This is a genomic window from Pseudoalteromonas sp. BZA4 (assembly GCF_040104395.1).
Classification (GTDB): Bacteria; Pseudomonadota; Gammaproteobacteria; order Enterobacterales; family Alteromonadaceae; genus Pseudoalteromonas.
The window spans coordinates 1-19,359 of the sequence record NZ_JBECOT010000066.1 but is presented as its reverse complement, the minus strand read 5'-3'; the positions used below and the strand labels follow the sequence as shown (position 1 = coordinate 19,359).

26 protein-coding genes and 1 pseudogene are annotated in these 19,359 nt (G+C 42.6%); 20 read left to right on the top strand and 7 right to left on the bottom strand.

The window, feature by feature from the left end; genetic code table 11:
• Positions 1 to 84 precede the first annotated feature (84 nt).
• The gene (locus tag ABMY41_RS18730; RefSeq protein ID WP_349275861.1) at positions 85 to 435 is read left to right on the top strand and encodes a hypothetical protein; all 351 of its coding nucleotides are present in this window, start codon (positions 85 to 87) and stop codon (positions 433 to 435) included.
• Here the strand turns inward: ABMY41_RS18730 and ABMY41_RS18725 are convergent, their stop codons facing one another.
• From ABMY41_RS18725 to ABMY41_RS18710, 4 genes are read right to left on the bottom strand one after another with little or no spacing between them, the layout of a single operon-like run.
• Positions 436 to 1,674: an ABC transporter permease gene (locus tag ABMY41_RS18725; RefSeq protein WP_058586180.1), complete on the bottom strand. Its 1,239-nt coding sequence runs from the start codon at positions 1,672 to 1,674 to the stop codon at positions 436 to 438.
• On the bottom strand, positions 1,667 to 2,374 hold the full coding sequence (locus ABMY41_RS18720; RefSeq protein ID WP_054562823.1) for an ABC transporter ATP-binding protein: 708 nt from the start codon (positions 2,372 to 2,374) through the stop codon (positions 1,667 to 1,669). Before ABMY41_RS18720 ends, ABMY41_RS18725 begins: the two co-directional genes overlap by 8 nt.
• The gene (locus ABMY41_RS18715) at positions 2,374 to 3,540 is read right to left on the bottom strand and encodes an efflux RND transporter periplasmic adaptor subunit (protein ID WP_289096855.1); all 1,167 of its coding nucleotides are present in this window, start codon (positions 3,538 to 3,540) and stop codon (positions 2,374 to 2,376) included. The genes ABMY41_RS18720 and ABMY41_RS18715 overlap by 1 nt, the downstream gene beginning before the upstream one ends.
• Before the next feature lie 48 nt (positions 3,541 to 3,588).
• Positions 3,589 to 4,299 (bottom strand): YIP1 family protein, encoded by a 711-nt coding sequence (locus ABMY41_RS18710; protein WP_058586182.1) that lies wholly within the window; start codon positions 4,297 to 4,299, stop codon positions 3,589 to 3,591.
• Positions 4,300 to 4,466: 167 nt separating this feature from the next.
• Here ABMY41_RS18710 and ABMY41_RS18705 point away from each other — a divergent pair, with 167 nt between their 5' ends.
• Complete coding sequence (locus ABMY41_RS18705; RefSeq protein WP_349275858.1) at positions 4,467 to 5,363, top strand: aldo/keto reductase; 897 nt, start codon at positions 4,467 to 4,469, stop codon at positions 5,361 to 5,363.
• A gap of 64 nt (positions 5,364 to 5,427) precedes the next feature.
• On the opposite strand, the gene ABMY41_RS18700 is transcribed toward ABMY41_RS18705, so the two are convergent.
• The 3 genes and pseudogenes from ABMY41_RS18700 to ABMY41_RS18690 form a co-directional block, all read right to left on the bottom strand.
• Positions 5,428 to 6,105 (bottom strand): TorF family putative porin, encoded by a 678-nt coding sequence (locus tag ABMY41_RS18700; RefSeq protein ID WP_130049946.1) that lies wholly within the window; start codon positions 6,103 to 6,105, stop codon positions 5,428 to 5,430.
• A gap of 288 nt (positions 6,106 to 6,393) precedes the next feature.
• Positions 6,394 to 7,560 (bottom strand): hypothetical protein, encoded by a 1,167-nt coding sequence (locus ABMY41_RS18695; RefSeq protein WP_251604000.1) that lies wholly within the window; start codon positions 7,558 to 7,560, stop codon positions 6,394 to 6,396.
• A 151-nt stretch (positions 7,561 to 7,711) separates the two neighbouring features.
• A pseudogene (locus ABMY41_RS18690) lies at positions 7,712 to 7,804 on the bottom strand (transcriptional regulator); the annotation flags it as partial.
• Between the two features lie 161 nt (positions 7,805 to 7,965).
• On the opposite strand from ABMY41_RS18690, the gene ABMY41_RS18685 reads away from it, so the two are divergent.
• From ABMY41_RS18685 to rplQ, 18 genes are all read left to right on the top strand, one after another.
• Positions 7,966 to 9,909 carry an AsmA family protein gene (locus ABMY41_RS18685; RefSeq protein WP_349275855.1) on the top strand — a complete coding sequence of 648 codons (1,944 nt, stop codon included), beginning with the start codon at positions 7,966 to 7,968 and terminating at the stop codon, positions 9,907 to 9,909.
• Between the two features lie 275 nt (positions 9,910 to 10,184).
• Entirely contained in the window at positions 10,185 to 10,553 is a 369-nt protein-coding gene (rplN, locus tag ABMY41_RS18680) for a 50S ribosomal protein L14 (RefSeq protein ID WP_010378257.1), read from the top strand.
• Between the two features lie 10 nt (positions 10,554 to 10,563).
• Positions 10,564 to 10,878: a 50S ribosomal protein L24 gene (gene rplX / locus ABMY41_RS18675; RefSeq protein WP_054554391.1), complete on the top strand. Its 315-nt coding sequence runs from the start codon at positions 10,564 to 10,566 to the stop codon at positions 10,876 to 10,878.
• 16 nt (positions 10,879 to 10,894) lie between these two features.
• On the top strand, positions 10,895 to 11,434 hold the full coding sequence (rplE, locus tag ABMY41_RS18670) for a 50S ribosomal protein L5 (RefSeq protein WP_054554390.1): 540 nt from the start codon (positions 10,895 to 10,897) through the stop codon (positions 11,432 to 11,434).
• A 10-nt stretch (positions 11,435 to 11,444) separates the two neighbouring features.
• Positions 11,445 to 11,750, top strand: a complete 306-nt coding sequence (gene rpsN / locus ABMY41_RS18665; RefSeq protein WP_054554389.1) for a 30S ribosomal protein S14 — start codon at positions 11,445 to 11,447, stop codon at positions 11,748 to 11,750.
• 21 nt (positions 11,751 to 11,771) lie between these two features.
• Positions 11,772 to 12,164 (top strand): 30S ribosomal protein S8, encoded by a 393-nt coding sequence (rpsH, locus tag ABMY41_RS18660; RefSeq protein ID WP_054554388.1) that lies wholly within the window; start codon positions 11,772 to 11,774, stop codon positions 12,162 to 12,164.
• Between the two features lie 13 nt (positions 12,165 to 12,177).
• Positions 12,178 to 12,711: a 50S ribosomal protein L6 gene (rplF, locus tag ABMY41_RS18655; RefSeq protein ID WP_054554387.1), complete on the top strand. Its 534-nt coding sequence runs from the start codon at positions 12,178 to 12,180 to the stop codon at positions 12,709 to 12,711.
• A gap of 9 nt (positions 12,712 to 12,720) precedes the next feature.
• Positions 12,721 to 13,071, top strand: a complete 351-nt coding sequence (rplR, locus tag ABMY41_RS18650) for a 50S ribosomal protein L18 (RefSeq protein WP_036974021.1) — start codon at positions 12,721 to 12,723, stop codon at positions 13,069 to 13,071.
• 9 nt (positions 13,072 to 13,080) lie between these two features.
• Positions 13,081 to 13,587 carry a 30S ribosomal protein S5 gene (gene rpsE, locus ABMY41_RS18645; protein WP_036974018.1) on the top strand — a complete coding sequence of 169 codons (507 nt, stop codon included), beginning with the start codon at positions 13,081 to 13,083 and terminating at the stop codon, positions 13,585 to 13,587.
• A 3-nt stretch (positions 13,588 to 13,590) separates the two neighbouring features.
• The gene (gene rpmD / locus ABMY41_RS18640) at positions 13,591 to 13,773 is read left to right on the top strand and encodes a 50S ribosomal protein L30 (protein WP_016710201.1); all 183 of its coding nucleotides are present in this window, start codon (positions 13,591 to 13,593) and stop codon (positions 13,771 to 13,773) included.
• 4 nt (positions 13,774 to 13,777) lie between these two features.
• Complete coding sequence (gene rplO / locus ABMY41_RS18635; protein WP_054554386.1) at positions 13,778 to 14,212, top strand: 50S ribosomal protein L15; 435 nt, start codon at positions 13,778 to 13,780, stop codon at positions 14,210 to 14,212.
• A 10-nt stretch (positions 14,213 to 14,222) separates the two neighbouring features.
• Complete coding sequence (gene secY / locus ABMY41_RS18630; RefSeq protein ID WP_036974013.1) at positions 14,223 to 15,551, top strand: preprotein translocase subunit SecY; 1,329 nt, start codon at positions 14,223 to 14,225, stop codon at positions 15,549 to 15,551.
• Between the two features lie 22 nt (positions 15,552 to 15,573).
• The gene (rpmJ, locus tag ABMY41_RS18625; protein ID WP_002959476.1) at positions 15,574 to 15,687 is read left to right on the top strand and encodes a 50S ribosomal protein L36; all 114 of its coding nucleotides are present in this window, start codon (positions 15,574 to 15,576) and stop codon (positions 15,685 to 15,687) included.
• A 128-nt stretch (positions 15,688 to 15,815) separates the two neighbouring features.
• Positions 15,816 to 16,172 (top strand): 30S ribosomal protein S13, encoded by a 357-nt coding sequence (gene rpsM, locus ABMY41_RS18620; RefSeq protein ID WP_054562818.1) that lies wholly within the window; start codon positions 15,816 to 15,818, stop codon positions 16,170 to 16,172.
• A gap of 13 nt (positions 16,173 to 16,185) precedes the next feature.
• Positions 16,186 to 16,572, top strand: a complete 387-nt coding sequence (gene rpsK / locus ABMY41_RS18615; RefSeq protein WP_036974009.1) for a 30S ribosomal protein S11 — start codon at positions 16,186 to 16,188, stop codon at positions 16,570 to 16,572.
• 21 nt (positions 16,573 to 16,593) lie between these two features.
• Positions 16,594 to 17,214, top strand: a complete 621-nt coding sequence (gene rpsD, locus ABMY41_RS18610) for a 30S ribosomal protein S4 (protein ID WP_036974007.1) — start codon at positions 16,594 to 16,596, stop codon at positions 17,212 to 17,214.
• Positions 17,215 to 17,238: 24 nt separating this feature from the next.
• Positions 17,239 to 18,225, top strand: coding sequence for a DNA-directed RNA polymerase subunit alpha (gene rpoA, locus ABMY41_RS18605; protein ID WP_004589198.1), 987 nt, complete (start codon positions 17,239 to 17,241; stop codon positions 18,223 to 18,225).
• Between the two features lie 39 nt (positions 18,226 to 18,264).
• Complete coding sequence (gene rplQ, locus ABMY41_RS18600) at positions 18,265 to 18,666, top strand: 50S ribosomal protein L17 (protein WP_004589197.1); 402 nt, start codon at positions 18,265 to 18,267, stop codon at positions 18,664 to 18,666.
• The last annotated feature ends 693 nt before the right edge of the window (positions 18,667 to 19,359 follow it).

Here is a 19,359-nt window from a genome sequence, read left to right as displayed (position 1 = left end):
GGGAATGGAGCAGGAATAAAGAAAGAACAAGTATAAACTGGATGTTTAATGTTGAATTAGCTCGTGAAAAACTTCAGAGGGCCTATGGTGCCCTCAACTAGTCAGAACTTGTGTGATGAAGTACTAGTAACAACTGTGTTAGTAGCAACCTTAAGTGGTTGCACAAATATCTACTTTGATAATGGCAGTGCTGCACAAGCCAATAAAGCGCCTGCAACAGAGCAATGGCATCATAACTTTGCCGCAGCGCTTTACGAAGGTTCAAAGCCTGTCGACTTATCTGAGGAGTGTCCTGATTCCGAATGGCAAACCGTTCACACTTATAAGTCGTTCACCAATGGCTTAGCTGAAGTTGCAGTAAACCAAGTTGGGCCTATTTGGTACCCGAAAACAGTTGAAATAAGCTGCGCTCAAGTACCTTATAAGCCAGACTAGTTATTCATAACGCAGCGCATCAATTGGGTTTAAGCGTGCCGCTTTAATAGCAGGCGCTAAGCCAAATACAATACCAATCAATGAAGTAAAGCCAAATGACAGCATAATCGCCCAACCCGGTATGTAGGCATCTGGCATGCTCGGCACTGATAACGAAATCAGTGCCGCAGCACCATAACCAATCGCTAAACCAATTAAACCACCAAACAGTGATAGCACCACCGCTTCAACTAAAAATTGCAGCATAATAAAGCCAGGTGTTGCCCCTAATGCTTTCAAGGTGCCGATCACACGCGTACGTTCTGTTACCGAAACCAGCATGATATTCATCACTCCGATACCACCAACTACCAGGCTGATACCCACTATCCCCGCGGTAATTGCGGTAGCACTTCCGGTAAATTTATCGATATTAGCACGGGCTTTTTCGGCGGTTTCAAATTCAAAGTCGTCATCTTCACCGTCTTTCAGTTTATGTAATTGACGTAAGATACGGCGAATTTTAGCCAGTACTTGCGCTTCGTTAGCATCGTCTTTCAAACGAAACATCATTTGTACATTGGTATCAACACTGCCGCCTTCTAGCGCACTCATGGTACTTATCGGAATATTAATGTAATCGTCTTGGTCAAAACCTAATAAACTACCTTGTTTTTCAGCAACACCAATAATGCGAAACCACTCACCACCGAGTTTGATATATTCACCTACAGGGTTTTCAGGCAGGTTAAGCTTTTCGATAATTGAAGGACCAATAAACGCCACTCGACGGCGCTTTTCATCATCTTCTGCGCGAATAAACCGCCCGAGTTCTGGGTAGGTGCGATAAGCTTTTTGGTAGTCTTGCTCGGTGCCCATTACCCGTGAAGCATGACTTTTATTGCCATACTCTGCTGCACCAGAAAAGCGCCAAGTAAACATTAGCGCAGTAAAGGTTTCGGCTTCTTTTACGCGTGCTTTTAGAGTTAAAAAGTCGCTGTAGGTTAACTTTGCTTGTTGACCTACCATTTCTTTTTCTACGCTAGTGTAAGGTTTTATATTGGTGACATCGGGAGACATATCAGCAAGCTGATCATTAATTTGCTTGGTAAACCCTTGCATCACTGCCACCACGGTCACAACCGCTGCAACACCAATAATAATGCCTAAGCAGGTAAGGGCACTGCGCATCGCATTGGCTTTAATTGCCATCAGTGCGGCTTTTGTACCTTCCATTACAGCGATAGCAGATTTAAACATGTTGTCTTGTTCCTTCGCCTTTACGGGTATCACTAACAACCTTGCCATCAACTAAGCGAATAACACGTTGGCAGTGATCAGCAATATCTTGTTCATGAGTAACCAAAATAATGGTGTGCCCTTCGTTATGAAGCTCATCAAACAGCGCCATGATTTCAGTGGTGGTTTTACTATCTAAGTTACCGGTAGGCTCATCACCAAGTAGAATGTGGGGCTTAGTAACCAGTGCGCGAGCTATAGCGACACGTTGACGTTGGCCACCAGAAAGCTGGCTCGAAAGGTGATTTACCTTATCGCCAAGACCAACCCGTTGTAATGATTCGAGCGCTTGTTGCTTTCGCTCTTTGGCAGAAATAAATCGATACACTAAAGGCTGCATAACATTTTCAAGGGCGGATGCTCGTGGTAATAAGTTAAAGCTTTGAAAAATAAAGCCAACACTTTCATTACGCTGATGAGCAAGCTCCGTTTCGGTCATGCGCTTTACTAACTTATCTTTTAAATAGTAATCACCACTGGTGGGAGTATCTAAACAGCCAAGCAAGTTCATCAGGGTTGATTTACCTGAGCCTGAAGGGCCAATGATGGCAACATACTCATTTTGCGCAATTTCAATATTAATATCATCAAGGGCTTTGAAAACTTGTTCGCCCATTTTGTATTGTTTATTGATATTACTGAGTTTGATCACCGCAGACATTAGTTAGCACCTTTTTCAGGGCTGTTTTTAACGGTTACCGTATCACCCTCTTTTAGTGAGCTAAGTGGTCTAGCTGGGCCTATAACAATACGATCTCCTTTAACAACACCGCTGGTTAGTGCTTGCTCTATATCTGAAGAAATACCTACCGTTACCGCTGTTTTAGTTACTGTATTATCTGCATTAAGCTTCCAGACAAAGTAGCTATCATCCTCTTTTTGAATAGCTTCAATAGGCAGTTTTAAGCCATTTTCGGCAATGCTTGTGGCGATTTCTGCGCGGCAGCTCATTCCGGCATAAAGCTGGCGGTCAGTAGCATCAAGCAGTACTTTGACTTTAAATGATAAGCCCTGAGAACCGGCTTGATTCTTTGCTGATGTGCCAATGTTTATTACTTTGCCAGTGAAAGGTTGATTTGGGTAAGCGGCGGCATAAATATCTGCATGTTGGTCTAATTTGATACCGGCAATATCGGTCTCATCCACTCGAAGCTCGGCTAATATTGCGCTGGGGTCTGCTACTAACATCAGGTCTGAGCCAATAATGTTAGTTGTTCCCGCAATAACGGTTTCACCTTCTTTAATATTGACCGAAGCAAGTAGGCCACTCATTGGAGCGCGAAACACGCTTTTATTTAAACGGTCTTCAGCAATCAATAACGATGCTTGGGCTTGGTTGTACGCTTCACGTTTTGCTTCAATATCTATTTTTGCTAAATCGCGGGCATTTTGTAGGTTTTCATATACCTCTTGGCCAGCAAGGCCCACTTCATAAAGCTCTTTCTGGCGGCTTAGTTGACGCTCGATATTTTTCAATCGGGTTTCGCTATGCTTAATATCGATTTCGGTCGCGCGAAGCACGGCCTTGTTGCGTGCAACTTCAGATTCAAACGCGGTCGTATCTAGGCGCATAAGAATATCGCCCTCAGTGACACTTTCACCTTCCTCTACAAACACTTTCGCTACACGGCCTGTCACTTCTGAGCGCAGTTGCACTTGGGTGTTAAAGACTAGGTTGCCAGAGGCTAAAATTGAATCGGCAATATTGCCTTGTTCAACTTCTGCAATATGCATTTCTGGCGCTTCTTTATTGCCTGTGACTTGTTTTGATACTAGTAAAGCGACAAATGCCGTAACAGCGAGGCCAATAATAATGGCTTTTTTCATGTTACTTCCTTGGTAGTTAAGAGCGGCATATTGCCGCTCAAAGCAGAATTAAACGAGCGCGATTACAGTCCAAATACCGTAAATAACAATACTTGGTAGAGCTGCAAACAGTAGCGCTTTATTGAAAGTGAAATTAGTCCAGCTCTTTAAACCGATAGCTGCGATGAAAATACCCCAAATAGAAAAGATATTGAGACTTTCAAGTAAGGTGTAAAATGGGTGGCCAATTTCTAAACCAATTAAAAGTTGGTTAATCGAAGCATAGTTAAATAACGTCTGTGAGATTTGGTCGGTACTCGCAGTTAATACTAAGATGAGTAAACCAAGACTTGAGATAATCATTGGCATCATGGTCCACACACCAAAGCCATACCACGCACCATAACCGTAGTTAGCTTCTGGATCTTGCTTAGATACAAATAGGTAGTAGCCTGCCATTAGAGCATTAATAACAGCCAAACCAATGATGCCACCAAATATAGCAAACCACACTTGCATATCTATGGTTTGCTCCATGCTTTGGCGAATCATTTTTTGTTCTGCAATGGTGGCATCAACACTGGCTGCAGCCACTTGTTGATCGATTAAAAACTGCGGGTCAGCTTTATTGTAAAAAGCAAACATGCTGGCAGCGAGGATGCCGGCAAGTAAAATAAAGGCAACAAAAGACCAACCTTTTGCTTCTTTTAAGCCATTAAAGGCTTTGCTCGGGCTGATAAAAATATCAACCAATGCGGTCATGACATTTGATGATTTCATTATTTATTCCTTGTTTTATAACATTTGTTTTTAGGTACTAAAATATCCTGTTTAGTAACAAATTAGCAATTTGTTTTGTAACTGTATGTTAACAGCTGTGATTAGTAAATCTGTGATATGGTTAAAAGATTAATTTGAGTCGAATTTATTAGGAATAGTAGGTCGTTATGGTGAATAGCAATGGTCATTGTATTGATGAGTTGGTATTAGGGTTCTGGCGCTTGCTAGATTGGCAGATAACGCCACAGCAATGCTTAAGTTTTTTAGAAAATGCAATCGATATGGGAGTTTCACATACTGATCATGCTGACATCTACGGTGAATACGGTTGTGAAGCCGAATTTGGTAAAGCACTTAAACTAAAACCAAGTATTCGTGATGAAATCAAAATAATCACTAAATGTGGTATCAAGCCTGCGTTTGCAAGCCTAGGATTGCAAGGCAAAGCAAACCATTATGATTCAAGTGCCGCGCATATAATTGCCTCAGCACAGCAGTCACTTAAAAACTTCAATACTGATCGTTTAGATGTATTACTTATCCATCGCCCTGATTACTTAATGAATGCCGATGAAATGGCACAAGCATTTAATACCCTAAAAGCAAATGGTGACGTGATTGATTTTGGTGTATCTAATTTTACCCCATCGCAATTTAGCTTGTTGCAGTCGCGTTTAGACTTTGAGCTTGTGACTAATCAAATTGAGTTTTCACCTTACGAAATGAAAGCCCTTGATGATGGTAGCTTAGACCAATGCCAATTGCTCGATATCAAACCTATGCTTTGGTCGCCATTAGCTGGGGGTCGTATATTCTCAAGTGATGATGAAAAAGCGGTGTGTTTACGTACAGTGTTGGAGCAGGTTGGTGCTGAAATTGGCGCCACAGCCATTGATCAAGTTGTTTATGCTTGGCTGTTAATGCACCCAAGTGCACCGTCTGTGGTACTTGGTACGGGTAATATTGAGCGTGTTAAATCAGCGGTTGACGCTAAGCAGCTTACAATGAACCGTGAACAATGGTATCGCATTTGGCAAGGCTCAACCGGGCATAGTGTGCCTTAATATATAGCCCAAAACGAGAAAAGGGCCTTAACGGCCCTTCGTGTTGCAGCAAGTAACACATTTTTTATAAAGTGAAGTCAACCGCGTAAGCGACATACACTTTTACATCTGAACCATCGATGTCGTTGTCTGAAAGACCGAAAGTAAAGCCGTCTTTCGACACTGAAACACCGTAGTCGATGATGTCATCATCACCAATGAAATCCCCTGAGTAATGACCTAAGTGAAGGGCCATTTCTGCACCGGTACTGCCAACTGGGAAACTGTAGTCAGCATTTAAATATAGAGAGTCACCAAAATCTGTACCGTCACCGCTTGCTGCTGATGTTGCTAGGACTGCTGCACCAAAGGTGAAGCTACCCATGCTAATGCTACCGTAGATTTCAGAGAAGTCTGCATCTGTATAAGATGCTGCATCTGGGTATGCATAATAAATGTAGCCAACATCGTAGCTAAAGGTTTCATTGATTTCACCGCCAAAACCAGCATAAAGGTCTAGCTCGTAAGTCATGTCGTCAGCCCAGCTAGCATTCGATACCCAAGTGCCCGCATAAAAGCCAGATTCACTTGCGTAGTCGATACCACCTTGGATTGCAGCATCACCGCCGGTTTGTTCTTGACCACGCCATAAGTAGTTTGAAGTTGCCGCAGCGTTTGCTGTGACTTCTGCATAGCTATATGTTGAGCTCAAAGTTAATAGCGCAAGGGCGCTTGCTGCGACCGTTTTTTTTAGTTTTAGCATGTTTCTGTATCCTGTTGTTATGTTGATTTTGTCCCATTTTCAGATTGCAGTCTGGTTATTATTTGAGGACATTTTCTATGTGTTGTCTGGATACGATATTGCACTGGTTGTGCCAAGTTAATTTCGAACGGGATATTTTATGCTTAAAGGCTTTAAAAACAGGCTTTTAAACTTTTTTAATTGTGAAAAGGATGGTTATTTGAATTGTTCATGCGCACATGTGTGGTGCAAAAAATAACCCGGTTGCACAATTGCGAAGCAACCGGGTTTTGCTTATTTGAGAGTAACTTAGCCGAAAATTGCACGCATTAGAGTAATGGTTTCTTCAACACTGCGGCCTTTTTCAACTTCACTGATGATTGAATCGCGCTTAGCTTTGATATGTTCAGGGATATCATCACTTGCTAATGCTCGGTCCACCAGTATCTCTGCTGATTCTTTGCCACGGCGTACGGTCTTTTTACCTGCTGAGCTTGTGGTACTCTTAGGTTTGTTTAACAACTTAATATAGTTAGAGTTATCAGCGGTACTTTTATCTGCATAATAAAAGAAGCTAGGCAATAGGGCTTTGATTTCAACCAGAGATTGTTCAAGCTCATTTGCTGCACTGGCCATTTTGAACCAAGGCATGCTATGTATTGCTTCGACAACATCTTGCCAGTAGCGCTCAAAATCACGGTTATTAAGCTTAGTAATGCCTAATGCCGCACAAAGGGCATCAAGTTTACTATTTACGATTGGTGTAAACACGTCAGGTCGGCGCATCGCAAGCAAGCGAGTAGCAGGAGCAAGCGTTGGCTTTTCATCGCTGCCATTAAATGCCATGAAGTAAGCAACCATAAAATGCTGATAATGTTCTTGCGTTACTTCACCCTCAAGTGGAATGTGTACAAGCGCCTCATCGAACGCACCTGGTAAATCACTCAACATTTGGTGGAAACCTTTTGCGTTCTTAGTAGAAGCAAACCATTCAACGTCGAAGTTATAGCTGCTTGGATCAAGCGAGGCACTGTGTTTACCTGAAAACGCTAAACGGTCTTCTGGGATCATCTCTTTTAGGGATTGCGATTTAATTGCAGCAATGTAATTAGTTAAGCGTAATTGCTCATCAAGGGCTACAAGCTCTTTATGCTGCTCGATGAAGCCTGCAATAACAGGCCATGGCGCAACCCTTAATGTTTTTAACTGCAAAAAACTGATTGCAGAAATTAATAAGTCATGAAGTTTTTTAAGAGTGGGTAATTGCTTATCTTCTAACAGATCGTAGTTAATGCGATCACGGCTTGCACTTAATAGCTCATAGCACCAACCTAAAAAGTCTTCAGGGTGGTTTTCTACTTTAACTGCCATAAGGTTTAAGCTGATATCAGAGGCTTGCTTGAGGATATTTTGATAAATTTGACTTTCTTGCTCGCCAAGCGCCATTTTTGACGGTGAAATAAGCAGTTTCTTCATGCTTAATCGATACTCCAGTTTTGACCAAATTGGGTTGTTTAATTTTAGTACACAGGGTGCAAAAACAACAGGGTCGTGCATCATACCGAAGTAATGAAATGATGCAATCTTACTGATACTTTATAAGTAAGATTGCGACTGACATGGTTTATTAATCATTGTCATCGAGTGTAAATAATTGCTCAACACTGAGTTCAAAGTGAGCAGCGATTTTTAACGCGATAACCACCGAGGGTATAAAGCGGCCAAGGGATTTTTGTAACCTATAGGTATCAAAAAGTTTCAGCGCTGATTCATATTCTTGTACCTAAGCTTGTTTACAAACCTTTTTATGTGTTGGGCAATGCAATTGCGCCTAACTCCCGCTATGATATGAACATTGTTTGCCCATTTTTAAGGATGATTATGAAAACCTTACTGAAAATCGTTGGTGTCATCTTCGTATTACTGATTGCATTGGTAGTCGCTGCACCATTCCTAATACCTACAGACGCGATATTTAATAAAGTATCGGAGCAAGTAGAGCAAACCACAGGTCGTAGTCTGACTATTAATGGCGATAAAAAGCTGTCGGTATTTCCATCATTAAAACTCGAATTGAATGATGTGCACTTTGCCAATATGCAAACTGGCTCGCAAAAAGATATGGCAAGCATGCAGCAACTTGCTATCCGTATCCCGTGGATGTCATTGTTTGGCGGTGAGTTTAAGCTTGATAAATTCGTTATTAACGAACCAACAATTTTGTTAGAAACCGATAAAAATGGTAAAGCAAACTGGCAATTATTTGATGCGGTTGCTGAGCAACCACAGACCGAGCAGCAAAAGAGTTCTGGCGCTGTTAAATTACCAGATAACTTTGATATCGAACTTGGTGAAGTGGCAATCTACGGTGGTACTTTCACTTATCTAGATGGTAAAACCGGAGCAAAGCAACAGATAAGCGATTTAGAGTTAGCCATCTTACTACCTTCTCTTCGCAAGACCTTAGAATTAAAAGGCGGTATTACCTATATGGGTGAGCGTTTTGATTTAGATGTCACGCTAGATACACCTGTTAAAGCGATTGAAGGCGAAACCTTTAATGTCAGCACTGAGGTTGATTCACGCTTAGTCGATTTGAATTTTAAAGGTGCAATTGCAGAAATGGGTAATGACGTGCAAGGGCTTCTTTCTGTCAGTGGTGACTCTGTTAAAAACATTGCGAGCTGGCAAGGTGTTGAGCTTAATGCAAAAGAAAATGCGTTTAATGCCTTTAATGTAAAGGGTTCAATGCACCTAAAAGGACAACAGTTTAAGCTTACTGAGCTACTTGCCACCCTAGATGAGCTGCAAATTAAAGGTAAAAGCGATATTAAGCTTGGTGATCGTTTAGCTATGAATGCCGATATTGATTTAGGTATGCTTGATCTAAACCCTTACCTACCAGAGGGCGTAGCTAAAGAAGAACAAGCAGAGCCTGCAGCAGATGCGCCAGCACAGCCAATTGTTTGGGATGATACTGCAATTGATATGAGCGGCTTAAATGCACTTGATGCAAATGTAGTCGTGCGTTCAAGTGGCTTAAAAGCAAATGATATTACCCTTGGTGAAAACCAGTTAACGGTGAACCTAAGAAATGCCGTGGCTAAAATCAGTCTAGACAAGTTTGTTGCTTATGAGGGCAATGGTAACGGTGTGATAACCGTTAACGCCAAGCAAACACCTTATAAAATTAGTACTAACTTTTCTTTAGATAAAATTGATGCGCAGCCATTACTAACCGATGCGGCAGGTTTCGATAAGTTAATGGGTAAAGGCTCTTTAAATTGGGATCTAACGACCACAGGTCAAAGCCAAAAGAGCTTTATCAATGCTTTAAATGGTAAGTTAGGCTTTGAGTTTGCTGATGGTGCGGTAAAAGGGGCCAACATTGCAGAGATGGTTCGTAAAGCAAAAGAGCTTATCAAAGGTAACTTAAGCGCAGTATCAGAAGGTTTAGATACTGGCTTTGATAACTCACAGCAAACAGACTTCTCAGCATTGCAGGGCAGTTTTGTATTCACTAACGGTGTTGGTGAAAATAAAGACTTGTCACTACTTAGCCCGCTTATTCGCATTACAGGCTCAGGTAAAGTTGATTTACCTATGACGAATGTAGACTATCGCTTGGTAACGGGGATTGTTGATTCAATCGAAGGGCAAGGCACGACCGATGATAGTACAGGCTTTAAAATTCCACTGCGTATCAAAGGCCCATTCCATGATGTTGGTTATAGCTTAGATGTCAGTGATGCGGCTAAAGAAGAAGTCAAAGAAAAAGCCAAAGATAAAATTAAAGACAAATTAAAAGGTCTATTTGGTAATTAATAAAAATTTAATTAAAGTCAAAAACAGGGCGCATTTGCGCCCTGTTTGTTTTATAATCAATAACATTACAGCAAGCTGCTGTAATTCCTCAATGCAGGCATTACGATTAATTCCAAATTAATTAAAAAATAACCTACCACTTCCTTGCCATTGCTGCTACAATTGCCCGCCCTTAAGAGACAACTTGCTTGTTTTTTGAGTGGAATTTAACCGAAATGTCTTGATTTTAAACAAAATTAAGGCGTGTTGTAATTTCTACACCGGAGGTCATTAACATGATCCAAATGCAAACTCAGCTGGACGTTGCTGATAACAGCGGCGCTCGCAAAGTGCAGTGTATTAAAGTCCTTGGCGGTTCGCACCGTCGCTATGCAGCGGTTGGCGATATCATCAAAGTTTCTGTAAAAGAAGCTATTCCTCGCGGTAAAGTGAAGAAAGGTGATGTTAAAAACGCGGTAGTTGTGCGTACTAAAAAAGGCGTTCGTCGTCCGGACGGTTCTTTGATCCGTTTCGATAGCAATGCGGCTGTTATCTTAAACGATAACTTACAGCCAATTGGTACTCGTATCTTCGGCCCTGTGACTCGTGAACTTCGTACTGAAAAGTTCATGAAAATCGTTTCACTAGCACCAGAAGTACTATAAGGAGTCTATCATGGCAGCAAAAATCCGTCGTGATGACGAAGTAATCGTACTAGCAGGCAAAGACAAAGGTAAGCGCGGTAAAGTGCTTTCAGTTGTTGCTGAATCTGGTCGAGTATTTGTCGAAGGCATCAACTTAATCAAGAAGCACCAAAAGCCTGTTCCTCAGTTGAACCAAGCTGGCGGTATTGTTGAGAAAGAAGCGTCTATCGACGTATCAAACGTTGCGATCTACAACTCGGAAACGGGTAAAGCAGATCGTGTAGGTTTCAAGATTGAAGATGGTAAGAAATTACGTATCTTTAAATCTACTGGTAAAACTATCTAATAGTTGGAGTAGAATGATGGCGAAACTGCATGAAGTATATAAAGACAAAGTAGTTGCTGAGCTTCAAGAGAAGTTTGGTTTCAGCTCTGTCATGCAAGTCCCTCAGATCGAAAAGATCACATTAAACATGGGTGTGGGCGAAGCTCTAGCTGACAAGAAGATCCTAGATAACGCTGTTGCGGATCTAGAAGCAATCTCTGGTCAGAAACCTCTAATCACTAAAGCACGCAAATCAGTTGCTGGCTTCAAAGTGCGTGAAGGTTACCCAATTGGTTGTAAAGTAACCCTACGTGGCGAGCGTATGTGGGACTTTTTTGAGCGTTTGGTTTCAATCGCTATCCCGCGTATCCGTGACTTCCGTGGTGTAAGTGCTAAGTCTTTTGATGGACGTGGTAACTACAGCATGGGCGTACGTGAGCAAATCATCTTCCCAGAAATCGATTATGATAAAGTAGACCGTGTTCGCGGTATGGATATCACAATCACTACTTCTGCGAAAACAGATGATGAAGGCCGTGCGTTGTTAGAAGCGTTTAACTTCCCATTCAAGAAATAAGGGTAGGGTTATGGCAAAGAATTCTATGAAAGCGCGCGAAGCAAAGCGTGCGAAATTAGTTGCTCAGTTCGCTGAAAAGCGTGCGGCACTAAAAGCTATCATCAGTGATGTTAATACATCTGACGATGATCGTTGGGACGCGGTATTAAAGCTACAAGCTTTACCACGTGATTCTAGCTCTTCGCGTCAACGTAATCGTTGTAACGTTACGGGCCGCCCACATGGTTACCTTCGCAAATTCGGCATGAGCCGTATCAAAGTTCGCGAAGCAGCTATGCGCGGTGAAATTCCTGGCCTTAAAAAGGCTAGCTGGTAATAGTATCACGGGAGTAAGACTATGAGCTTGCAAGATCCTATTGCGGATTTGTTTACACGTATCCGTAACGGTCAGTCAGCGAAGAAAGTATCAGTAACGATGCCAACTTCAAAACTGAAAGTAGCAGTAGCTAAAGTATTAAAAGATGAAGGTTATATCGCAGATTACGCTGTAAGCGGTGAAGCGAAGCCTGAGCTTTCTATCGATTTAAAATATTTCGAAGGCAAAGCTGTTATTGAAAATATCCAGCGTGTTAGCCGCCCTGGTCTACGTATCTATAAGAAACGTGACGAATTACCAAAGGTAATGGGTGGTCTTGGTATCGCTATCGTATCAACTTCTAAAGGCCTAATGACAGACCGCGCAGCACGTAGTGCCGGCGTTGGTGGTGAGATCATTGGCTTTGTAGCTTAATCGGAGGGGAACTATGTCTCGCATAGCAAAGGCACCAATCAATGTTCCTGCCGGTGTAGAAGTTACATTAAAAGGCCAGGACATCACAGTTAAAGGCAAAAACGGTGAATTAACTCGTACTATCAACGACGCTGTTGAAGTACAAGTTAACGACAACGTTATTACAACTTTACCTCGTGAAGGCGTAGCTAATGCATGGGCACAAGCAGGTACTGCTCGCGCTCTAATCAACAACATGGTTGTTGGTACGCATGAAGGTTACGAGAAGAAACTTCAGTTAGTAGGTGTTGGTTACCGTGCAGCAGCTAAGGGCAAAGTATTAGACTTAACTCTTGGTTTCTCACACCCAGTGAATTTCGAAGTACCAGAAGGTATTACGATTGAAACACCAAGCCAAACAGAAGTTCTAGTTAAGGGCGTAGACAAACAGTTAGTTGGTCAAACAGCTGCTAACATCCGTGCATACCGTAAACCTGAGCCTTATAAAGGTAAAGGTGTTCGTTACGCGGACGAGAATGTACGCCGTAAAGAGGCTAAGAAGAAGTAAGGTAAGACGATGGATAAAAAAACAGCTCGTCTACGTCGTGCTAAACGCACTCGTAGAAATTATATTGAACAAGGCACAACGCGTCTTGTTATCCACCGCACGCCACGTCACATTTACGCTCAAGTAGTTACTGCTGAGGGTACTGTACTGGCTGCTGCTTCTACTGTTGAAAAAGCAATTAGCGAAACAGTTAAAGGCACAGGTAACGTTGCAGCTGCTCAAGCAGTTGGTAAAGCGGTTGCTGAACGTGCAGCTGACAAAGGCATCGAAAAGATTGCTTTTGATCGCAGTGGCTTTAAATATCACGGCCGTGTGAAGGCGCTTGCTGATGCAGCGCGTGAAGCCGGTCTGCAATTCTAGGAGTAGACAATGGCTAACGTAGAAGCAAAGCAACAACAGCCTGATTTGGCTGAAAAGCTAATCGCGGTAAACCGTGTGTCTAAAGTGGTTAAAGGTGGTCGTATCTTTAGCTTCACTGCACTAACAGTAGTTGGTGACGGCGCAGGTAAAGTAGGTTTTGGTTATGGTAAAGCACGTGAAGTTCCAGCTGCTATTCAAAAAGCAATGGAAAAAGCACGTCGCAACATGATCAGTGTAGACCTTAACGGTAACACGCTACAGCACCCAATCAAGGGTCGCCACGCGGGTTCTAAAGTATACATGCAGCCTGCTTCTGAAGGTACAGGTATCATCGCCGGTGGTGCGATGCGTGCAGTACTAGAAGTAACTGGTGTACAGAACGTATTGTCAAAAGCATACGGTTCAACTAACCCGATCAACATCGTTCGTGCAACGATTGCTGCTCTAGAGAACATGAACTCTCCAGAGTCAATCGCTGCTAAACGTGGTCTTAGCGTTGACGAAATCACGGGGTAAACCATGGCTAATAAAACTGTAAAAGTAACACAAGTAAAGAGCTCTATCGGTCGTTTACCGAAGCATAAAGCTACATTACGCGGTCTTGGTCTACGTCGTATCAATCACACTGTTGAGTTAGAAGACACAGCATGTGTGCGTGGTATGATTAACCAAGTTTCTTACATGGTAAAGGTTGAGGGTTAATTCGATGCATTTGAATACACTTTCACCTGCTGCTGGTGCAAAAACTGAAAAGAAACGTCTAGGTCGTGGTATTGGTTCTGGTCTTGGTAAGACTGGTGGCCGTGGTCATAAAGGCCAAAAATCACGTTCTGGCGGTAAAGTTCGCGTTGGTTTCGAAGGCGGTCAAATGCCTATGCAACGTCGTCTACCTAAATTTGGTTTCACTTCACGTAAATCATTAGTATCTACTGAAGTTAACCTTTTTGAAATCGCTAAAGTTGAAGGCGATGTAGTAGACGTAAACGCGTTACAAGCAGCTGGTCTAGTTAAAAAGAACATCCAGTTCGTTAAAGTAGTTAAATCTGGCGAAGTTTCACGCGCAGTTACCGTTAAAGGTCTTAAAGTGACTAAAGGTGCTCGCGAAGCTATCGAAGCTGCCGGAGGCAAGGTAGAAGACTAAGGAAGTACTAATGGCTAAACCAGGTCAAGATATGAAAAGTGCACAAAGTGGGCTTTCGGAATTGAAGCGTCGATTACTATTTGTATTAGGTGCTATCATTATTTACCGTCTAGGTTCATTCGTGCCGATCCCTGGGATTGACGCCGCTGTACTTGCCGATTTCTTCGAGCAACAAAAGGGCACCATTGTTGAAATGTTTAACATGTTCAGCGGTGGTGCGCTTGAGCGAGCTTCAGTGTTAGCACTGGGTATTATGCCGTACATCTCGGCTTCGATTATTACGCAACTATTAACGCATATGTATCCGCCGTTTATAGAGCTTAAGAAAGAAGGTGAGCAAGGGCGTAAGAAAATTAGCCAGTACACACGCTACGGCACGCTTGTGCTTGCTACAATCCAATCAATCGGTATTGCTACCAGCTTACCGGGCATGATGGACGGGTTAGTTGTTAACCCAGGCATCGGTTTCTACTTCACTGCTGTAGTGAGTTTAGTAACTGGTACTATGTTCCTAATGTGGTTGGGCGAACAAATTACAGAACGTGGTATCGGTAACGGTATCTCAGTTCTGATTTTTGTTGGTATCGTAGCTAACCTGCCGTCTGCTATTGGTTCGACAGCCGAAATGGCGCGCCAAGGTGATCTGAATGTACTTGTACTGTTATTGATTGCTGTAATCGTATTCGCTGTTACTTACCTAGTTGTATTCTTTGAACGTGGTCAACGTCGTATCGTCGTTAACTATGCAAAGCGTCAACAAGGTCGTCAGGTATTTGCTGCTCAAAGCACGCACTTACCACTGAAAGTAAACATGGCGGGTGTTATTCCACCAATCTTTGCTAGCAGTATAATTCTGTTCCCTGGTACAATTGCAAGCTGGTTCGGCCAGGGTGAAGGTCCGGTCGCTGATGTGCTACAAGCAATCGCTACAACGTTGACTCCAGGTCAACCTTTATATGCGATGGTTTTAGCTGCGGCTATTATCTTCTTCTGCTTTTTCTACACCGCGTTGGTATTTAACCCGCGTGAAACAGCAGATAACCTGAAAAAATCTGGCGCATTTATCCCAGGTATTCGTCCAGGTGAGCAGACATCTAAATACATTGATAAAGTGATGACACGCCTGACATTGGCAGGTGCTTTGTATATAACCTTTATCTGTCTGGTGCCCGAATTCATGACTATGGCATGGCAAACGCCATTCTATTTCGGCGGTACATCAATTTTGATTATCGTTGTTGTAATCATGGACTTTATGGCACAAGTACAGACGCATCTGATGTCACATCAGTATGATTCTGTGCTGAAAAAAGCAAACCTTAAAGGCTACGGTCGATAAGGTCATTTTACGGAGTTGAGCAATGAAAGTACGTGCTTCCGTTAAGAAAATATGCCGTAACTGTAAAGTTATTAAACGTGCTGGTGTAGTACGCGTAATTTGCAGTGAGCCTAAGCACAAGCAAAGGCAAGGCTAATTAAACAGTCGTGCAGGCTGAGTTATTCACTCGGCCTGTGTTTTTAGTTGTGATTTGGTCTTCGTTTGAGTATCCTTACGGGCTTTTCAAACAGATGATTACCAAATTCAAATATAGGAGATGTGTTAGTGGCCCGTATCGCTGGCATTAACGTCCCTGATCATAAACATGCAGTTATCGGTTTAACTGCTATTTATGGCATAGGTAAGACTCGCTCTAAGGAAATCTTAGCAGCGACTGGTATCGCCGAGACCACAAAAATCGGTGAACTTTCAGACGAAACACTTGACGTATTGCGTGAAGCAGTTGGCAAGTACACTGTAGAAGGTGACCTTCGTCGTGAAGTTACATTAAATATCAAGCGCCTTATGGACCTTGGTTGTTTCCGTGGCCTACGTCACCGTCGTTCGTTACCACTACGTGGTCAACGTACTAAGACTAACGCGCGTACTCGTAAGGGTCCTCGCAAGCCTATCAAGAAATAAGGTGGGGTAGATTATGGCTAAAGCACCAATTCGTCGTAAGAAGGTTAAAAAGCAAGTTGCTGATGGTATGGCTCACGTTCATGCTTCTTTCAACAACACTATTGTAACAATTACCGACCGTCAAGGTAATGCACTATCTTGGGCAACAGCAGGTGGTTCAGGTTTCCGTGGTTCACGTAAATCTACTCCATTCGCGGCTCAGGTTGCTGCAGAGCGTGCAGGTACTGCTGCTCAAGAATACGGTTTAAAAAATCTAGAAGTTTTCATCAAAGGTCCAGGTCCAGGTCGTGAATCTGCTGTACGTGCTTTGAATGCTGCTGGTTACCGTATCACCAACATCACTGACGTGACGCCAATCCCTCATAATGGTTGTCGTCCACCGAAGAAACGTCGCGTTTAACAATAGGTTAGGAGAAATAACATGGCAAGATATTTGGGCCCTAAGCTCAAGCTGAGTCGTCGTGAAGGTACTGACCTGTTCCTTAAGAGCGGCGTAAGAGCTATCGACTCTAAGTGTAAACTTGAGACTGCACCTGGTCAGCACGGCGCTCGTAAAGGTCGCTTATCTGATTACGGTTTACAGCTACGTGAAAAGCAAAAAGTACGTCGTATCTACGGTGTATTAGAAAAGCAATTCCGTAACTACTACAAAGAAGCTGCTCGCCTTAAAGGTAATACAGGTGAAAACTTGTTACAGCTTTTAGAGCAACGTTTAGACAATGTTGTATATCGCATGGGTTTTGCTAGCACACGCGCTGAAGCACGTCAGTTAGTAAGCCACAAAGCGATTTTAGTTAATGGTCGTGTAGTGAACATCCCTTCATACGTAATTACTCCAGAAGATACTGTTGTAATTCGTGAGAAGTCAAAAACACAAGCACGTATCATCGCTGCTCTAGAGTTGGCTGAGCAACGTGAAAAGCCGACTTGGGTTGAAGTTGACGGTAAGAAAATGGAAGGTAGCTTCAAGCGCCTACCTGAGCGTTCAGATCTGTCTGCGGACATTAACGAACAACTAATCGTCGAACTTTACTCTAAGTAAAGTTAAGAGTTAAGAGAGGATAAAATGCAGGGTTCTGTTACCGAATTCCTAAAACCAAGGTTAGTCGATATCGACGCTATCAACCCAACGCGTTCTAAAGTAGTTTTAGAACCATTAGAGCGTGGCTTCGGTCACACTTTGGGTAATGCCTTACGCCGTATACTGTTATCATCTATGCCTGGATGTGCAGTAACTGAAGTAGAAATCGACGGTGTATTGCATGAGTACAGCGCGAAAGAGGGCGTACAAGAAGACATCATTGAAATTCTGTTAAACCTTAAAGGTCTAGCAGTAACTTTAGAAGGCAAAGATGAAGTTTTTCTGACCCTGACTAAATCTGGTGTAGGCCCTGTGACTGCGGCTGATATTCAGCACGATGGTGATGTAACAATTGCCAACCCAGATCACGTTATCTGTCACCTTACGACAGATAGCAGCGAGATCAGCATGCGTATTCGTGTTGAGCGCGGTCGCGGTTATGTGCCGGCATCTAGTCGTTTATCCTCTGATGACGATGAGCGTCCAATTGGTCGTCTGCTGCTTGATGCATCATTCAGCCCAGTTGAACGTATTGCGTACTCGGTTGAATCAGCCCGTGTTGAGCAACGTACAGACTTAGACAAGTTAATCATTGATATGGAAACAAACGGCACTTTAGATCCTGAAGAAGCGATCCGCCGTGCGTCTACTATCTTAGCTGAGCAATTAGATGCATTCGTAGATTTACGTGATGTAACTGAGCCAGAAGAGAAAGAAGAGAAGCCAGAATTCGATCCTATTCTGCTTCGTCCAGTTGATGATCTTGAGCTAACAGTACGTTCAGCAAACTGTTTGAAAGCCGAGCAAATTCAATATATCGGTGATTTAGTTCAGCGCACTGAAGTTGAGCTTCTTAAAACACCTAACTTAGGTAAGAAGTCTCTAACTGAAATTAAAGACGTGCTAGCTTCACGTGGTCTTTCTCTAGGTATGCGCCTAGAAAATTGGCCGCCTGCAAGCCTAGCTGAATAATCTAAATCACTATATTAGTTTAGTTAGAAGGATAGGGTCATGCGCCATCGTAAGAGTGGTCGTCAATTAAACCGTAACAGCAGCCATCGCAAAGCGATGTTCAGCAACATGGCTGGTTCTTTGGTGAAACATGAAATCATCAAAACAACTTTGCCTAAAGCTAAAGAGTTGCGCCGTGTAATTGAACCTTTAATCACACTGGCTAAGACTGACAGTGTAGCAAACCGCCGTTTAGCGTTTGCTCGCACGCGTGATAATGAAGTAGTTGGTAAATTATTCAGCGAAATCGGTCCACGTAATACAGACCGTCCTGGTGGTTACACTCGTATTCTTAAGTGTGGCTTCCGTGCTGGTGATAATGCACCAATGGCTTATATTGAACTAGTTGGTCGCCCAGCGACAAACGAAGAAGTTCAAGAAGACGCGCAGTCTGCAGAGTAAGTCTTAAAGACACCAAAAAGCCGAGCTTATGCTCGGCTTTTTACTTTATAAAATTCACTACCAATAAAACAGCTCTATCAACCCCAAACATTACCATACAATCTTGAAGCACCTAGCACCTAGCACCTAGCACCTAGCACCTAGCACCTAGCACCTAGCACCCAGCAATTAAGATCACATATAAAGATCAATTCGCGTTCCTTAATAGATAAATCACCTTCTTTACAACTTAAAAACAAGCTCATTTATAAAATACACTGCCTAAATAGCCATAATACGAGTAATTTAGTGCTATTTTTGCCCGTTTCGTTCGTATTTTGCGCGAACAGTCATTTTTTTCATAAAAACTTCAAAAAACAGTTGATCTCAATTCGGATCTCCCTATAATGCGCATCCACCGACACGGCGGACTTCTTACAAAAAAGCAAAACGACGAGTTGGTTGAGTCAAGTAAGACTGAGCTTTGAAAAAATAAACTTTTCTCAAAATTAAGTGTTGACAAAAATAACGGCTTGCGTAGAATGCACAGCCCTTGAGATGCGAAAGTATCTCAAACGTTCTTTAAAAATATAAAGCAATCATCTGTGTGGGCACTCGTACAGATTGAGTTCTAACAGCGAAGCTTAGTTTACTAAGTAACGCAAACAAATTTAGAGTCTCAAATGTAACTGAGTGACTTCATAGTCAATTCGA

Bases quoted from the DNA above. Each gene is read 5' to 3' on its own strand.
- ABMY41_RS18730 (WP_349275861.1), top strand. From the start codon at position 85: ATGGTGCCCTCAACTAGTCAGAACTTGTGTGATGAAGTACTAGTAACA.
- ABMY41_RS18725 (WP_058586180.1), bottom strand. From the start codon at position 1,674: ATGTTTAAATCTGCTATCGCTGTAATGGAAGGTACAAAAGCCGCACTG.
- ABMY41_RS18720 (WP_054562823.1), bottom strand. From the start codon at position 2,374: ATGTCTGCGGTGATCAAACTCAGTAATATCAATAAACAATACAAAATG.
- ABMY41_RS18715 (WP_289096855.1), bottom strand. From the start codon at position 3,540: ATGAAAAAAGCCATTATTATTGGCCTCGCTGTTACGGCATTTGTCGCT.
- ABMY41_RS18710 (WP_058586182.1), bottom strand. From the start codon at position 4,299: ATGAAATCATCAAATGTCATGACCGCATTGGTTGATATTTTTATCAGC.
- ABMY41_RS18705 (WP_349275858.1), top strand. From the start codon at position 4,467: ATGGTGAATAGCAATGGTCATTGTATTGATGAGTTGGTATTAGGGTTC.
- ABMY41_RS18700 (WP_130049946.1), bottom strand. From the start codon at position 6,105: ATGCTAAAACTAAAAAAAACGGTCGCAGCAAGCGCCCTTGCGCTATTA.
- ABMY41_RS18695 (WP_251604000.1), bottom strand. From the start codon at position 7,560: ATGAAGAAACTGCTTATTTCACCGTCAAAAATGGCGCTTGGCGAGCAA.
- ABMY41_RS18685 (WP_349275855.1), top strand. From the start codon at position 7,966: ATGAAAACCTTACTGAAAATCGTTGGTGTCATCTTCGTATTACTGATT.
- rplN (WP_010378257.1), top strand. From the start codon at position 10,185: ATGATCCAAATGCAAACTCAGCTGGACGTTGCTGATAACAGCGGCGCT.
- rplX (WP_054554391.1), top strand. From the start codon at position 10,564: ATGGCAGCAAAAATCCGTCGTGATGACGAAGTAATCGTACTAGCAGGC.
- rplE (WP_054554390.1), top strand. From the start codon at position 10,895: ATGGCGAAACTGCATGAAGTATATAAAGACAAAGTAGTTGCTGAGCTT.
- rpsN (WP_054554389.1), top strand. From the start codon at position 11,445: ATGGCAAAGAATTCTATGAAAGCGCGCGAAGCAAAGCGTGCGAAATTA.
- rpsH (WP_054554388.1), top strand. From the start codon at position 11,772: ATGAGCTTGCAAGATCCTATTGCGGATTTGTTTACACGTATCCGTAAC.
- rplF (WP_054554387.1), top strand. From the start codon at position 12,178: ATGTCTCGCATAGCAAAGGCACCAATCAATGTTCCTGCCGGTGTAGAA.
- rplR (WP_036974021.1), top strand. From the start codon at position 12,721: ATGGATAAAAAAACAGCTCGTCTACGTCGTGCTAAACGCACTCGTAGA.
- rpsE (WP_036974018.1), top strand. From the start codon at position 13,081: ATGGCTAACGTAGAAGCAAAGCAACAACAGCCTGATTTGGCTGAAAAG.
- rpmD (WP_016710201.1), top strand. From the start codon at position 13,591: ATGGCTAATAAAACTGTAAAAGTAACACAAGTAAAGAGCTCTATCGGT.
- rplO (WP_054554386.1), top strand. From the start codon at position 13,778: ATGCATTTGAATACACTTTCACCTGCTGCTGGTGCAAAAACTGAAAAG.
- secY (WP_036974013.1), top strand. From the start codon at position 14,223: ATGGCTAAACCAGGTCAAGATATGAAAAGTGCACAAAGTGGGCTTTCG.
- rpmJ (WP_002959476.1), top strand. From the start codon at position 15,574: ATGAAAGTACGTGCTTCCGTTAAGAAAATATGCCGTAACTGTAAAGTT.
- rpsK (WP_036974009.1), top strand. From the start codon at position 16,186: ATGGCTAAAGCACCAATTCGTCGTAAGAAGGTTAAAAAGCAAGTTGCT.
- rpsD (WP_036974007.1), top strand. From the start codon at position 16,594: ATGGCAAGATATTTGGGCCCTAAGCTCAAGCTGAGTCGTCGTGAAGGT.
- rpoA (WP_004589198.1), top strand. From the start codon at position 17,239: ATGCAGGGTTCTGTTACCGAATTCCTAAAACCAAGGTTAGTCGATATC.
- rplQ (WP_004589197.1), top strand. From the start codon at position 18,265: ATGCGCCATCGTAAGAGTGGTCGTCAATTAAACCGTAACAGCAGCCAT.